Source organism: Sorangium sp. So ce124 (assembly GCF_051525235.1).
Classification (GTDB): domain Bacteria; phylum Myxococcota_A; class Polyangia; order Polyangiales; family Polyangiaceae; genus Sorangium; species Sorangium atrum.
Genome location: NZ_CP150312.1, coordinates 8,538,831 through 8,552,767 on the forward strand (window position 1 = coordinate 8,538,831; position 13,937 = coordinate 8,552,767).

The window sequence follows — 13,937 nt, forward strand, 5'->3', positions numbered from 1 at the left end:
CGCGGCAGCGGGAGGAGGAGCAGACGGGCAGCGGGCATATCCATGGTCGGATCCGCCGAGCTCAACCGCGATCGATGCCGATCACGCTGTGTATGACTGCGGGCCCGACGGTTCGTGCGCTTTCAGCGATATTCAGGCGGTGGGGTCGAAGTCGCCGAAGGGGGATGGGAAGTGGGGTCAGGCCGACCTGTCCGGGAACCTGTGGGAGTGGGTCCTGGATTGGTACAAGTACCCATACGACTCATATTGCAGCAACTGTGCCCATTTAACCCCCCCCGCCTCGGACCGGGTGATCCGCGGCGGGAGCTTCAACAACGATGCGTCTTCCCTGCTCTCCTCCACGCGCAACAACGACGACCCGTCGGACCGCGACAATGACGTCGGGGCCCGGTGCGCGAAGACGATGACCTTCCCCCTCGCGAGGACACCCGGAGCCGGTGCGATCACGGTCGCGCCGGGCGTGGTGCTCCACGCGTGGTGCTCCACAGTCCACCGTCGCGGCGCCGCGCCCCTCGGGGCGCGAAGAGCGCCCGCGGCGCCCGCCGCGGGCTCCCCCGGGCCGAGCCGGCGCGGGTGCAGGCGCAACCGCACCGCCTCCCCCCGCGCCCCACGCGGCGCGCTGCCTCCCGGGTTCGTCACCGGCGGACAGCGGCCCTCCGTCCCCTTGACGCCGCCCACCCGGCGCGTGAGCCTCGGCCCGTGTCGGTCATCCTTGCGGAGGGGACGGTCTTCGCGCGCCGCTACCGCGTCGTGCGCCTCATCGCCGCCGGCGCGATGGGGGCCGTGCACGAGGTGATTCACCTCGAGACCGAGCGCCGCCGCGCGCTCAAGGTCATGCACGCTCACCTCTTCCAGAGCGAGGAGATGCGCGAGCGCTTCAAGCGAGAGGCGCGCATCGGGGCCAGGGTCGAGAGCGAGCACATCGTCGACGTCTTCGACGCGGGCGTCGACGAGGCGACCGGAATGCCGTTCCTGGTCATGGAGCTCCTGCGCGGCGAGGAGCTCGGCGAGCGGGTCGAGCGCGCCGGCCGCCTGCCGCCCGCCGAGGCCGTCACCTACCTCTACCAGACCGCGCTGGCCCTCGACCGGACCCACGCGGCGAGCATCGTGCACCGCGACCTCAAGCCCGCGAACATCTTCCTGTCGCAGCGCGAGGACGGCTCGGTCCGCGTGAAGATCCTCGACTTCGGCATCGCCAAGCTCGTCGCCGAGGGCTCCACCGCCGCGGGCGCCACGAGCAGCCTCGGCACGCCGATCTACATGCCCCCCGAGCAGTTCCACGGCCGCACGAGGCTCACCGGCGCCGCGGACATCTTCGCGCTCGGCATGATGGCCTATACGCTGCTCGTGGGCGCCTCGTACTGGGATCCCGAGGCGAGCACCGTCGACGGCGTGTTCGCGTTCGCGATGATCGCCGTCGGCGGCCCGCAGGAGCCGCCGGTGCAGCGGGCGCGCTCGATGGGCGTGACGCTGCCGCCGGCCTTCGACGCGTGGTTCGCCCGGGCCACGGCGGTCGATCCCGCGGCGCGGTTCCAGCGGGCCACGGACGCGGTGCGGGCCCTCGGCGAGGTGCTCGGCGTCCCCGTCGCCGGCGGCCAGGCGACGTTCCCGAGCCCGCCGTCCTGGCCCGGAACGGCCCCCACCGCGGCGGAGGTCGCCCCCGCCGCGGCGGCGTTGTCCCCCGCCCTCGTCACGACCGAGCCGGCCCCGGCGGCGGCGATGAGCGCGGGCGCGGAGCGCGACGCGCGCTCGTCCGGTCCGGCGCTCGTGGGGAGCTCGACCGGCGTCGCGGTGTCCGGCATGCTGTCCAGCCCGTCGAGACCGAGCCGCGCCCCGCTCGCCGCGGGGCTTTCGGCGCTCGGGCTCCTCGTGCTGCTGGGCGGCGGCTGGCTCGCGCTGCGCGCCAGCCGCGGCGGTGAGCCGGCGGCGGCTGACGTCACGACGGCGGCAGCGACGCCGGAGTCGACGGCGGCAGCGCCCGAGCCGACCCTCGCACCGGCGCCCGCGTCGACGCCCGAACCAACCCTCGTGCCGGCGCCCGCGTCGGCTCCCGCGGCAGCGGAACCGTCCGCCACAGCGCCGCCTCCTCCCGCCTCGACGACGGCGCCACGCGCGCCGTCCATAGCGGCAGTGCGAGTCTCCGCGGCACCCACGTCGACAACGCTCCGCCCGGGTGCGCCGTCGCGGGCCCCCGCGGCCAAGCCATCGCTATCGGGCCCCAGGCCGCCCTCGAGCGACAAGAAGCCGCCCGCGCTGCAGCCAACGACATCGACCTCCCCGTACGGCCGGTATTGAGCTGTACCTCCGCGGCAGCGCCGGCTCGCGCCCTGCGCGCCGAGCTCCGCGTCCACGGCAACACCGTGCGCGCCCTGGGCGCCCAGCTCCACCTCCTCTTGCCCCCGAGCGGTTCGAGCGCCGTCGTGAAGAGCACGGCACGGCGCCCCGTTCCCCTCTCCTTCCTCCCCTTCCCCGCCTTCCCACCTCGCCGCCTTCGTGCTCCAATCCGCCCGCCCACCGCGCCAGTGCCCGCGTCTCCCGCTCTCTCCTCACCTGCCGAGTGCCAGCGCATGCCCCCTTGTCTCCGCCGCTCCGCCCCTCTCCTCGCCGCCCTCGGCGTGCTCTCCCTCTCGGCTCCTGCGGCGGCGCAGGACATCGCTGCCGCCGAGGCGCTCTTCGAACGGGGGCTCGCCGACATGCAGGCAGGCCGTTACGAGACGGGCTGCAAGGCCCTCGCCGAGAGCGAGCGCATCGACCCTCAGCCCGGCACGCTCTTCACGCTGGCGTCCTGCGAGGCCCAGTGGGGCCGCATCGCCACGGCGGTCGCGCGCTTCAAGGACTACCTGGCGCGTTTCGATCGGATGACGCCGGCCGAGCAGGCCCGCCAGGGCGAGCGGCCGAAGCTCGCGATGAAGGAGCGCGATCGGCTCTCGCCCCGGATCCCGAGGCTCGCGCTCTCCTTGCCGCCGGGGGCGCCGGCGGGCACCGTGGTCCAGCGCGACGGCTCCGTGCTGGGCGAGGCCGCGCTGGGCGTCGCGCTGCCGGTCGACCCGGGAGATCACCGGGTGTCGATCCAGGCGCCGGGAGAGCCCGTGCGGGAACAACACGTCACGATCGCGGCGGGCGAGACGAAAGAGCTCACGCTGGCGCTGAAGGACGCGCCGGCCGCCCGAGCCCCCGCGCCGCATCCGGCGTCCCCGACGCCCGCGATCGTGCCGGCGCCTGCACCGGCCCCGCCGGATGCTCCGGAGGCGCCCGCAGGCCGTCGAACGGCCCTCTACCTGGCGGGCGGGCTCGGCGCAGCGGGCTTCGTGCTGGGCGGCATCACCGGCGGGCTCGTGCTCGACAAGAAAGGCACCATCGACGAGCACTGCGGCAGCGGCATCCAGGCCACGGACCCGAAGGCCTGCGACACGACAGGGCGCGACGCCGGGGACAGCGCGAACACGCTGGCCACGGTGAGCACCATCGGGTTCGCGGTGGGCCTGGCCGGGGCCGGGACGGCGCTCGTCCTTTATCTCACCGAGCCGAAGACCGCGGCGCGGGCGGCCAGCGCGAGCCCGAGGTGGATCAGCGCGGGCGTGCTGGAGGCAGGGCCAGAGGGGGCCGTGTTCGGCGCGCGAGGGCGCTTCTGACGCCGGCGATAGCGCCTGCGTAAGAGCAGCTCCTGGGGACGGGACGGCCTCGTCGTCCACAGGCCAGCCGGACGGGCGCACGCGGTGGAATGGCGCCGTCTACCGCGGCCCCACGCGGCGTCCAGCGAGCGATCCCGCGATGCCCCCGCGAGCCAGCCGTCGCTCCTCCGCCCATCTCACGATGCCCCCGCAAGCCAACCGTCGCTCTCCCGCCCATCCCGGAGTGCCCTCACGAGCCAGCCGTCGCTCCTCCGTTCCCGAAGAGTGAAGCGCGTCGAGCGCAGCCATACCGCTGGAGGCGGCGCAGCCGCGCGCATCGCCGGATAAGATCGCGGGCGCGCGCCGCGGTGGACAGCGCGGGGAGAGCGGCCCAAGAGGAGATATGAAGAGCAAGCGCACGCGTCGGTGGTGGTGGGCGGCATCGGCCTTCATGGCGAGCGGTTGCACGGCGATACTGGGGCTGGACAAGGACTATCACCCGTTCGAAGGCGCAGGCGGCGACGCCGTCTCCGGCGGAGGCGACGCAAGCTCGGGCCGCGGCGGCGCCGGCAATGGCAGCGGCGCCGGCAACGGCAGCGGCGGCGCCGGCGAGTGCACGCGCGGCGACGCGCGGTGCTCGGACAACCGGCTGGAGCGGTGCAACGACCGCGATCAGTGGGACGCCCCGGAGCCGTGTCCTGCGGAGGCGCCCGTGTGCAGCGGAGGGGCGTGCACGACGCCTCCGAGCTGCGAAGGGCTGCCATCGACGTGCGGGCCGGGCGAAAGAGAGAGCTGCTGTGTGAGCGCGGTGGTGCCCGGGGGGACCTTCGACCGCGGCAACGATGCCGCATATCCAGCGACGGTGAGCGACTTCCGGCTGGATCGCTTCGAGGTGACGGTGGGGAGGTTCCGGAAGTTCTTGGAGGCGTACCCCGGCAGCCAGCCCGCGGCCGACGCGGGAGCGCACCCGGGCATCCAGGGGAGCGGGTGGAACCCGGCCTGGAACAGCGAGCTGCCCCCGGACGCGGCGGCGCTGAGAGCAGCGGTGATGTGCAATCCGGACAACGCGGACATGCGGACGTGGACAGAGGAGGCGGGCGCCCAGGAGCACCTGCCGATGAACTGCGTGAGCTGGTATGTCGCCTTCGCGTTCTGCGCGTGGGACGGGGGCCGGTTCCCGACAGAAGCCGAGTGGAACTATGCGGCGGCCGGCGGGGACGAGCAGCGGCGGTATCCGTGGTCGAATCCGCCGGAGTCGACGACCATCGACGCGAGCTACGCCTCCTACGATTGCAGGGAGAGCGCTGCGCCCGGCTGCACATTCCAGAGCGACTTCAGCGACATCGTGCACGTCGGGTCCCGCTCGCCGAAGGGCGACGGGCGGTGGACGCAGGCGGATCTCGGCGGGAGCATGCGGGAATGGATGTTGGATGGGTACGGGACCTATCCGGCGGAATGCGTCGACTGCGCCAACCTGACGGACACCTCGAACCGGGTGGTCCGCGGCGGGAGCAGCTTCGGCACAGCGAGTTATCTGCTGACGTCCGAGCGGGTCAGCGTCGCGCCGTCGGCGCCCTATTACAGCCTCGGCGTGCGGTGCGCGAGGACGCCGTAGCGGCCGCGCTCAGCCGAAGAAGTCGAACGCCGTCCCGGCGCCCCGTTCGCGCGCGGCGGCGTAGATGACGCGCGCGAGCGCGACGTCCTGGATCGCGAGCCCTGTCGAGTCGAACACGGTGATGACCGCTTCACCGCGCCCGCTCGACTTGCCCGCGACGATCTCGCCGAGCGTCCCCTGGATGTGCTCGCGGCGCAGGGCGCCCGCGTGCAGCGGCACGTTGACCTCACCGCTCTCCGTCGCCTGGTGCCAGTCGTCGATGAGCACGCGCGCGTCCCGGAGGATGCCGGGATCGAGCTCCTGCTTGCCGGGCGCGTCGGCGCCCATCGCGTTGATGTGCGCCCCCGGACGGACCCACGCGCGCTGCACGACCGGCGCGCTGGCGGGCGTGGGCCAGTGGGCTCGCATGCTACGCACGCCGCCTCCGTGCGCTCTCTTTCCGCGAAACGGCCCGCTGTCCTGCGCGGATCGCGTGTGACGAGCGCGGCGCGCGGCAAACGCGGCGCTCCAACGAACACGGATGCCGTGAACCGGGGGTTGGCAGGCGAAGCCGTTGCACTGAAGATGGTGCGGCGCTGCGCCGTGGGGTGAAGTGCACCTCGCGTCTCGACAATCTCTCTTCTGGTGGAGCGGGTGGATGAACGTACGACTCGTAGCAGGTCTCTTTGTGCTCGCGCTCTCGACGACCGCTGGGTGCGGCGGCGATGACGGCGAACGTGGCGAAGGCGGCGCCGAGCCCACGGGCAGCGGCGCCGGTGCGTCGGACGCGACCGGCACGGGCGGCAGCGGTGGCGCCGAGCCTACGGGCACCGGCGGCAGCGGTGGCGCCCAGCCCACAGGCACCGGCGGCGCCGAGCCCACGGGCACCGGCGGCGCGGGTGGCTCCGAGCCCACGGGCACCGGCGGCGCCGGCGGCGCCGAGCCCACGGGCACCGGCGGCTCCGGCGGAGGGAGCCCCGCGCCCTATGGAGCGGCGTGCACTCGCGATGCGGCCTGTCCCGAGGACTACTGCATCACAGAGCGCGAGTGGGGATGGCCGTCCGGAGCCTGTGCGGGCCAATGCGATCCCGCCGTGGGGGACTGTCCCAACGGCGGCCTTTGTGAAGATTTCGGCGAGGGCCTGGGGTTGTGCCTCCTTCGGTGCAGCGGGCCGGACGATTGCCGCGACGGCTACCGGTGCGGCAAGATCAGCGGCGAGCGCACCGCGTGCATCCCTGGGTGTACGGAGAACTCGCAGTGCGCGGCGCTCGGCGTGTGCGACACGCTCGACGGCCTCTGCAAGCTCGGCGAGACGGACTGCTACGACGGCAAGGACGACGAGGGCGACGAGCGCGTCGACTGCGCGGACAGCGACTGCGCCGCGACTTGCCGCCCGCTCGTCGACGCCGCCTGCGCGGACGCGCCGCCGGCGACGACGACGACGTTCGAGGGCGATACGTCGCTGGGCACGCGAGTGTTCGAAGGCACCTGCGGGGGCGTGGGGCCCGAGGAGGTCCACCTGTTCACGCCTCCCGCCGGGCAGTCGGGCACGCTCCGCGTCGTGCTCCAGTCGGGGAGGGATCACGTCCTCTACGCCCGCACGGCATGCGCGGACGGGTCCACCGAGCTCGCTTGCCAGGACAAGACCGCCCCCTCGGGCGCAGGGCCTGAAGAAGAGGTGATCGAGATCGTCGTGCGCAAGGACCAAGAGGTGCCGATCTTCGTCGACGCCGTCACGTCCGCTGGCGCGGGGCCGTACACGCTGGATCTCTTGTTCTCGCCGGCCATGTGCGGGGACGGCATCGTCAGCCCGCCCGAGGAGTGCGACGACGGCAACACAGTCAACGGCGACGGCTGCTCCGCCGAGTGTATCCTGGAGCTCGACGACATCTGCGCGGACGCGCCCGTGGCCGTCCTCGGCGAGAACCGGGGCGACACGGCGAGCGGGACGATGGTGTTCGAGGGCACCTGCACCAGGACCGGGATGCGGGAGGGGATCCACGCGTTCACGCCGCCGAGCGCCGGCGGGCTCAGGCTGGTGCTGTCCTCCGCGACCGACCAGGGCTTCTACGTGCGGACCGGCTGCACGGGCCGCCAGCTGACGTGCATCGAGGAGCAGATCGAAGGCCGCGACGAGAGGACCGATATCGCTGTCGACGGCGGCGTGCCGCTGTTCATCTTCGTCGAGCCGTACCGCTCGCGGGACGCCGGCCCCTACACGCTCAACCTCTCCTTCACGCCCGCCCGCTGAGCTCCCGCGCCTCGGAGCGCCCTCTCGCGGGGGCGGATGCGGTACGCTGCGCGCGTGCTCGCCGCCCCGCCTCCGCCTCAGCCACCTCGCCCCGCGCGCTGGCTAGCCGCCGCGTTGCTCGCCGTATGCGCGTGTCAGCCACCCTCGGCGCCGCCGGCCCGCGCCTCCCAGGACGCCGCCGCGCCGCCCCCTGGCGCTGCCGGCGCCGCGACGCCGGCGCCTCACGACGGCGCCCCGCCGCCGCAGCCCGCGCCGCCCCGCCGCGGCGGCAACGGGAAGCCGGCGCTGGTGGCCGCGGACGACGGCGCGGCGCTCGATAGCCGGTCTCCGGTGAGGCTCCCGCCGCCGCCGTTCGGCGCGGCGCTCTTCCGGCGCGCGCCTGCCGGAAGCTCCGCTGCGCCGCGCCTCGTGAAGGTCGCCGAGAAGAAGAACCAGATCACGGACGAGGCGGCATGGTTCACCACGAACGGCCTCGCGCTGCCCATGAGCACGCCGGCGCCGAACGCGGACGCCGGCGGGGCGGGCGACACCTTCCCCTCCTTCGCTCCCGAGCGCTACCGCGATCACGTGCTCGTCAAGGCGATCGGCCACGGCGACCACCTCGCGCTGTTTTACGGCCCGAACTTCGCCGAGGCGCGCTTCGTCGCGATCCTCGACGCGGCGCACACGATCGTCGCCTTCTTCGACTTCGAGAGCTTCCTCATGCCACCTGAGTTCGATCCCAAGGAAGCCGGCTTCGTGAAGGGCAGCATCGGCTGGGCCATGGTCGAGGACGGCGTCCTCTACATCTCGTCGGGGCACAGGACGTATGCAGCCTCGTCGAAGGGCAAAAACGCCTACCTGTCGGCCATCGAGCTCGCCTCGGGACAGCTCCTCTGGCAGAGCGCGCCGCTGGTCTGCAACGCCGAGAACTTCGCCTTGCATGGAGATCACCTCCTCTGCGGATACGGCTTCACGGCCGAGCCGGATTTCCTCTATGTCCTCGAGCGCGCCACCGGCAAGGTGGTCTCGAAGCTGCCGCTGAAGAGCGGCCCCGAGTTCCTTGTCGAGAAGGACGGCAAGCTCTTCGTCCGCACCTACGACACGGATTACGTCTTCGAGATCCGCTGAAGCGGCGCCCCGAGGCGCCGAGGAGCGAGCTCGAGACAAGGCCACGGCGAGCACGAGGGCGAGCTCGGCGCACGGCGCAGGGCGAGCCGAGCCGGAGGAGCGCGCGCCGGCGGCGCCGCGACGTTCGCGGCGCGAGCGCTCGCCCTCGTGCTCGCCGTCCTGTCGCTGCTCCTGCGCCGCACGACGACACAACGACGCACCGCGCGCACGTGCTCCCGATCGGCACGGCGGGCGGGCCTTCGCGTCGCTCCGCGCTCCGGGAGGGGCCGTCGTGGCCGCCGTCCCTCGCGGCCCCCCTGATGGCAGAGCTCGTCAGGAGCGGGCGGCATCGCGCCCGGACCCGACACGCGTGGAGCGCCGACGAGACCTGATGGAACGACGTGACGCGCGCCGCACGTCGCAAATTGCCCCAGGAAAGGACGCCCCGTCGCTTCGTGCCTCACCACCGCGCCAGCCTGGAGATCCACGAGGGACGCAAGAAGTGGCTCCCTCCGCGCAGAGCCTGCGCCTCCGCGCACGCGCCTGGCGCGCTCGACCGTGAAGGAGCGCGCTGCACGGCCGTTGCGCGGCTGAGCGGCCGTGGCAGCGAACTTGCTACCTGATCACGCTGAGCACACGCGAAGTGTTCACGGTCCCAGGGCCAACCCCTCGGAGCCTGCGCCTCCGGCGAAGCAGACGCATGCCGACGATGCTACAGCGTGATTTGAAGCCGAGCCACGTGGGCGGGCAGGACATCGGGGACGGGCCCTCCCCCCTGGATCCCGGCGCGAAGCGCGCGCCGGACATCGAGGAGCCGACGGGTCGGCTGCAGCGCTTCGCTTCGGCCGATCTCCGGGAGATCCCGGTCTTGCCTGAGGAGGCCCGGCTGCCGCACCACGCCATCGATCTGGCAGCCCTGGAGCGGCGCGTTCCGAACGACGGCGCAGAGAGCCACGAAGCGGGGGCGGCGCCCGGCGCCTGGACCGGAACTCCAAACCATGTGCTGGAATCAGCTGATGCGGATCAGCGACCCACAGCGACTGCAGTGACGCGTCCCCGCGACGCAGGATGAAAGGAGAGAGCATGCAAGTGGAGCTCACCTTCCGACACATCGGCAAAAGCCCCTCGCTCGAGGAGCTGATCCGGGAGCAAGCGAACAAGATCGAGCGCTTCAACGACCACATCAACAGCTGCGCGGTGGTGGTCGAGCGCGACCACGCGAGCATGGGCACGGGCGGAGAGTACCGCGTGCGCGTCGACCTCCACGTGGCCGGAAAGCATGAGATCGTGAGCGAGGAGCGGGCGGCGAGGAACCTGCTGCCGGCGGCGGTGCGCGACGTGTTCCAGCGCGCCGGTCGCCAGCTCAAGAAGCTCTCGGACGAGCAGCGCAGCGAGGTGAAGGCACACCCGGCGCAGGACACGGCCGGCGTCATCGCGAAGCTGTTCAACGACTACGGGTTCATCACGACGATCGATGGTCGGGAGATCTATTTCCACGAGCGAAGCATCGTATCGGCTCCGTTCTCCGATCTGAGGGTCGGCATGGGCGTCGCCTACACCGAGGAGGACGGCGACGAGGGGCCTCAGGCGAGCAGCGTGCGCGTCGTGGACGCCCGCGGCGGCAACCGTAGCCGCGAGGAGATACCTACGCTCAGCTAGCCGGAATGCGCAGGACGCGCGCGGGGCTCGGACACGCGGCGCGAGCTCCGCTTCCCCGGCTGTCCGCCGAGGCTGCGGCTATATCGTCGTATCGCGTCGCCACCGCCAGCGGGGCGCCGGCCGAGGCCTCGAGTTCACCGGGGGCTCGGCCGGCGGCGTCGCGCTATCCTCTCTCTCTTCCTTCGAAGGGGCCATGTCCCCGTCCGGAGGAGGCTCTGGCTGCGGCTGCGCCCTGGGCTGCCGCAGGGCGCACTCCTCGTTCTGCCTCTCCAGCGCGTCGATCTGCGCGGAGGCCTCGTCGAGCCTGCGCTCGAGCAAGCCCACGCGCGTGGACTCGCGCCTCAGCTCCGACAGGGCCGCCCTGAGCTCTTGCTCTCTCGATCGGAGGGCGGCCCTCACCCTCTCGCGCTCGTCCTCGGCCTGTCCGAGCCGCGCCGACAGGCGCTCGCGGTCGCCCTCGAGCCCGGCGATCTCGCGCTCCATGGCGCTCCTCGACTGCTCGTAGCGCTCGTCGGCCTCCGCCTTCGCGGCGGCCGCCGCCTGAGCCGCGCGCCTCGCGCGGAGCTCGGCGCCCTCGGCCAGGCGCTTCGCCTCGGTCATCGACTCCCTGGCGGAGTTGGCGCTCTTCGCGTCGTCGCTCGCCTTCATCGCGAGCGCGAGCGCCTCCTCGGTGGCGCGCTGCGCCTCGGTCATCTTCGCGAGGGCCTCCTGCGCGGAGGCGTTCGCGGCCGCCTCGAGGCGGCTGTGCTCCCGCGCGGCGCGCTCGGCGGCCTCGGCCGTCGCCCGCGCCCGCGTCGCATGCACCCAGAACACCGAGGTCGTCGCGACCATGCCCATCAGGAAGACCACGCCGAGCGCAAGGAGCACCCTCGTGAGCCGCTCGCGTCGCGCCTCCGCGCCCAGGGCCGCGTCGAGGAAGCCGCGCTCCAGGCCCGAGAGGTCGTCGATGTCCCGGGCCCACGCGGACAGCTCGTGCAGCACCTTGCCGCGCGGCAGGAGCCTCGGGGCCCTGCCGCTCGCGACCCACCTCGAGAGCGCCTCGTCGAGCTCTTTCTTCGCCCGGCCGAGCCGGTGCAGCGCCGTCGCCACCTCCGCCATTCGCGGCCGCGCATCGGGGTCGAACGACAGCACCCGGTGGACGAGGGCGACGAGATCGGGCGGCGTGGCGGTGCTCATCGGGGGCGGCCACGCGCCGCGCGGCGCGTCGGGCGTCTGCCCCTCGAGCAGCTCGTAGAGGATGACGCCGAGGGAGTAGACGTCCGCCTTGACGTCGACGCTCCCGGAGTGGCGCTCCTGCTCCGGCGCCATGTAGCTCCTCGTGCCGAGGCCCCACACGCCTTCCTGCGTGAACGGCATCGTGGGCTGTCCCGCGCCCCCGCCGCTCGCGGGCCCGGCAGGCTCGACGGACACGCGCCCTGCTGCAGAGGAGACCACCCCGGGCGGGATCTCGACCGGCGCGGGGAGGACCTGGATCGCAGGCCTCTCGAGGCTCACGCGAGGAAGGCTCCGGAGCGCGTCGTCCTCGCGCGGGTCGCTCTCCGCTGGCGAGCTCCCTTCGCTCTCCGCTGTCGAGCGCGCGTCGCTCGCGGGACCGCTCGCGATCCCCGCCCAGCCGACGGCGCTCTCGGGGTCGGGTGCCATCCCCACGGTCGGCGCCGTCGGCGCCGAGAGCTCGGTGCGGAGCGCGGGCACGGACGCGGGCGCGAGGGGGCCGCTCGCCTCCAGCTCCAGCACCTCGGGGAGGCCGCCCCAGAGGACCTTCGCGATGCCGAAATCGAGGATCTTGACGCGGCTGCCCCCGGGGGCGAGCTCGTCGTCGATCACCATGATGTTCTCCGGCTTCAGATCGCGGTGGACCACCTTGGACGCGTGGGCCGCGGCCATCGCCGACGCGATCTGGTAGCCGAGCCGCACGACCTGCCGCGGCCGATCCGCGGCCGGCACGGCCTGGACCCAGTCACGCAGCCCCCGCCCGTCCAGGTACTCCATCACGATGTAGGGCGAGCCGTCCTCGAGCTCGCCGGAGTCGAAGACACGGACGATGCCGGGGTGGTTGATGATGTTGACGGCGATCGCCTCCTGCCGGAAGCGAGCCACGACGTCCGGCCGGCGGGCGTAGTCGCCGAGCAGCACCTTGATCGCCGCCCGCGCCCGCGTCTTCGGGTGCCGCGCCCGGAAGACGCGCCCCATCCCGCCGCGGCCGAGCTCTCCCTCGATGAGCCAGCCCCGGAGGATCGCGGGGAACGGCGCGTGCTCGTCCTCCGCGCGGCCTTCGGCCTGCCGCGTCTCCATGCCTGGCCATCCTGCACCCGCGCGGCCGCCGGCGGAAGCCCCGACGCGCGCCGGCGCGCCCGACCCGCCGTCTGCACGACGGGCCGCGCCGGCGCGAGGGGGTCAGCTCACCCCGAGCTCGCGCAGTAGCCTGCCCACAGCTCCGGGATGCGCCGCTCGCTCAGGCCCATGACGGGCGCCGGCGGCAGCCACTTCGGCTTCGCCGGGGCGCGGAGCAGCTTCATGCCGGCCTGCTCCGGCGTACGCCCCCGCTTCGCCGAGTTGCACGCATAGCAGGAAGCGACGATGTTGTCCCAGACGGTCTTGCCCCCCTGCACACGCGGGATGACGTGGTCGTAGTTGAGCTCACGGGCCACCTTCTGCACGCCGCAGTACTGGCAGCGGAAGCCGTCGCGCAGGAGGACGTTGATCCTCGAGAACTTCACGCCGCGCTTCATCCCCAGCGTCGGCCGCTTCAGCCGCACCACAGCAGGCGCCTTGATGGAGAGCGACGGCGACCGGATGACGTCGTCGTACACCTCGATGACCTCCACCTTGCCCAGGAAGCTCATCGTGACGGCGGTCTGCCACGGGATGACCTTATGGGGTACCATCCATGGCGTCAAAAGCAGCGTCTGCGCGGTCATGGCCCACCTCTCTATCGTCTCTTTCTCTTCATGACGTCACTCCAGGTTAAACGCAATCGGTGCCCGGGGAGGGAGTCGAACCCCCAGATGGCTGGGTCTAAGCCAGCAGCGTTTGCCGCTTCGCCACCCGGGCAGGGTGTCACCGGTGGGACTCGAACCCACATACCCCGAAGGGCGCAGGATCTCAGCCTGCCACGTATGCCGTTCCGTCACGGTGACGTCTGCGCGACGCGGTCTGAGTGGGAGGATTCGAACCTCCACCCCCCGGCTCCCCGAGCCGGTGCTCTACCAGGTTGAGCCACACCCAGAGGGTCTTCGTCGCGCGTCGCGGCGGAGCTCTCGCCCCTCCGCGGTCTGGGTGGGGGGATTCGAACCCCCAGTCCCCGGCTCCCGAAGCCGGTGCTCTACCAGGTTGAGCCACACCCAGAAATCTATCATCAAGATGGAATTGGCAGGCTCGCTCGCTCGGGCGCGGGCTCCCGAAGGTGCACGCTGGCGAGCGGAGCGGCCCAGTGTCCCCAGCGGGATTCGAACCCGCGCCTCCGGAGCGAAAATCCGGCCGCCTGAGCCTCTAGCGAGATGGGGACAGGGGCACATGATGCGGAGAGCCGACCTGCGGCGGCCCCGGCGCCGCGATGTCGCGGGCGCAGAGCTCCGCGAGCCCTGACTGGAGCGGTGGAGGAGAATCGAACTCCCGTCGCGAGCCTGGCACGCTCGCACTCTACCGTTGAGCTACCACCGCGGGTTCATCGAAAGAAAAAGGAGGCGGGCCGCCGGGCGCCGCGCGCCCGCACATCGTGTATGGCCGCCGGACG

10 protein-coding genes, 6 tRNA genes and 1 pseudogene are annotated in these 13,937 nt (G+C 72.5%); 8 read left to right on the plus strand and 9 right to left on the minus strand.

From position 1 onward, the window contains the following. Positions 1-43: 43 nt before the first annotated feature. From WMF19_RS31795 to WMF19_RS31810, 4 genes and pseudogenes are all read left to right on the plus strand, one after another. A pseudogene (locus WMF19_RS31795) lies at positions 44-796 on the plus strand (formylglycine-generating enzyme family protein); the annotation flags it as partial. Then, the gene (locus WMF19_RS31800) at positions 700-2,295 is read left to right on the plus strand and encodes a protein kinase domain-containing protein (protein WP_437893823.1); all 1,596 of its coding nucleotides are present in this window, start codon (positions 700-702) and stop codon (positions 2,293-2,295) included. The pseudogene WMF19_RS31795 and the gene WMF19_RS31800, both read left to right, overlap by 97 nt. A 272-nt stretch (positions 2,296-2,567) precedes the next feature. Beyond that, positions 2,568-3,632 carry a hypothetical protein gene (locus tag WMF19_RS31805; RefSeq protein ID WP_437792103.1) on the plus strand — a complete coding sequence of 355 codons (1,065 nt, stop codon included), beginning with the start codon at positions 2,568-2,570 and terminating at the stop codon, positions 3,630-3,632. A gap of 382 nt (positions 3,633-4,014) precedes the next feature. Continuing rightward, complete coding sequence (locus WMF19_RS31810) at positions 4,015-5,226, plus strand: formylglycine-generating enzyme family protein (protein ID WP_437893824.1); 1,212 nt, start codon at positions 4,015-4,017, stop codon at positions 5,224-5,226. A 9-nt stretch (positions 5,227-5,235) separates the two neighbouring features. On the opposite strand, the gene WMF19_RS31815 is transcribed toward WMF19_RS31810, so the two are convergent. Continuing rightward, positions 5,236-5,634, minus strand: coding sequence for a hypothetical protein (locus tag WMF19_RS31815; RefSeq protein ID WP_437901701.1), 399 nt, complete (start codon positions 5,632-5,634; stop codon positions 5,236-5,238). Positions 5,635-5,863: 229 nt separating this feature from the next. On the opposite strand from WMF19_RS31815, the gene WMF19_RS31820 reads away from it, so the two are divergent. The 4 genes from WMF19_RS31820 (at position 5,864) to WMF19_RS31835 (ending at position 10,204) form a co-directional block, all read left to right on the plus strand. Further along, entirely contained in the window at positions 5,864-7,456 is a 1,593-nt protein-coding gene (locus tag WMF19_RS31820; protein WP_437893825.1) for a DUF4215 domain-containing protein, read from the plus strand. Positions 7,457-7,570: 114 nt separating this feature from the next. Beyond that, entirely contained in the window at positions 7,571-8,566 is a 996-nt protein-coding gene (locus WMF19_RS31825; RefSeq protein WP_437893826.1) for a hypothetical protein, read from the plus strand. 679 nt (positions 8,567-9,245) lie between these two features. Then, positions 9,246-9,617 carry a hypothetical protein gene (locus WMF19_RS31830; protein ID WP_437893827.1) on the plus strand — a complete coding sequence of 124 codons (372 nt, stop codon included), beginning with the start codon at positions 9,246-9,248 and terminating at the stop codon, positions 9,615-9,617. 11 nt (positions 9,618-9,628) lie between these two features. Continuing rightward, on the plus strand, positions 9,629-10,204 hold the full coding sequence (locus WMF19_RS31835; protein WP_437893828.1) for an HPF/RaiA family ribosome-associated protein: 576 nt from the start codon (positions 9,629-9,631) through the stop codon (positions 10,202-10,204). 78 nt (positions 10,205-10,282) lie between these two features. On the opposite strand, the gene WMF19_RS31840 is transcribed toward WMF19_RS31835, so the two are convergent. The 8 genes from WMF19_RS31840 to WMF19_RS31875 form a co-directional block, all read right to left on the minus strand. Beyond that, positions 10,283-12,496, minus strand: a complete 2,214-nt coding sequence (locus WMF19_RS31840) for a protein kinase domain-containing protein (protein WP_437893829.1) — start codon at positions 12,494-12,496, stop codon at positions 10,283-10,285. A 107-nt stretch (positions 12,497-12,603) separates the two neighbouring features. Beyond that, the gene (locus WMF19_RS31845; RefSeq protein WP_437893830.1) at positions 12,604-13,089 is read right to left on the minus strand and encodes an HNH endonuclease; all 486 of its coding nucleotides are present in this window, start codon (positions 13,087-13,089) and stop codon (positions 12,604-12,606) included. Positions 13,090-13,182: 93 nt separating this feature from the next. After that, a tRNA-Leu gene (locus WMF19_RS31850) sits at positions 13,183-13,255 on the minus strand. Between the two features lie 4 nt (positions 13,256-13,259). Continuing rightward, a tRNA-Leu gene (locus WMF19_RS31855) sits at positions 13,260-13,341 on the minus strand. A gap of 15 nt (positions 13,342-13,356) precedes the next feature. After that, a tRNA-Pro gene (locus WMF19_RS31860) sits at positions 13,357-13,430 on the minus strand. 45 nt (positions 13,431-13,475) lie between these two features. Then, positions 13,476-13,549, minus strand: a tRNA-Pro gene (locus WMF19_RS31865). A gap of 86 nt (positions 13,550-13,635) precedes the next feature. After that, positions 13,636-13,709: transfer RNA gene (locus WMF19_RS31870), tRNA-Glu, on the minus strand. An 81-nt stretch (positions 13,710-13,790) separates the two neighbouring features. Then, a tRNA-Gly gene (locus WMF19_RS31875) sits at positions 13,791-13,864 on the minus strand. Positions 13,865-13,937: the final 73 nt, after the last annotated feature.

What these genes read in the sequence shown, in the direction of transcription:
- WMF19_RS31805 (WP_437792103.1), top strand. Translation starts at nt 2,568, where the DNA reads ATGCCCCCTTGTCTCCGCCGCTCCGCCCCTCTCCTCGCCGCCCTCGGC.
- WMF19_RS31810 (WP_437893824.1), top strand. Translation starts at nt 4,015, where the DNA reads ATGAAGAGCAAGCGCACGCGTCGGTGGTGGTGGGCGGCATCGGCCTTC.
- WMF19_RS31815 (WP_437901701.1), bottom strand. Translation starts at nt 5,634, where the DNA reads ATGCGAGCCCACTGGCCCACGCCCGCCAGCGCGCCGGTCGTGCAGCGC.
- WMF19_RS31820 (WP_437893825.1), top strand. Translation starts at nt 5,864, where the DNA reads ATGAACGTACGACTCGTAGCAGGTCTCTTTGTGCTCGCGCTCTCGACG.
- WMF19_RS31830 (WP_437893827.1), top strand. Translation starts at nt 9,246, where the DNA reads ATGCCGACGATGCTACAGCGTGATTTGAAGCCGAGCCACGTGGGCGGG.
- WMF19_RS31835 (WP_437893828.1), top strand. Translation starts at nt 9,629, where the DNA reads ATGCAAGTGGAGCTCACCTTCCGACACATCGGCAAAAGCCCCTCGCTC.
- WMF19_RS31840 (WP_437893829.1), bottom strand. Translation starts at nt 12,496, where the DNA reads ATGGAGACGCGGCAGGCCGAAGGCCGCGCGGAGGACGAGCACGCGCCG.
- WMF19_RS31845 (WP_437893830.1), bottom strand. Translation starts at nt 13,089, where the DNA reads ATGGTACCCCATAAGGTCATCCCGTGGCAGACCGCCGTCACGATGAGC.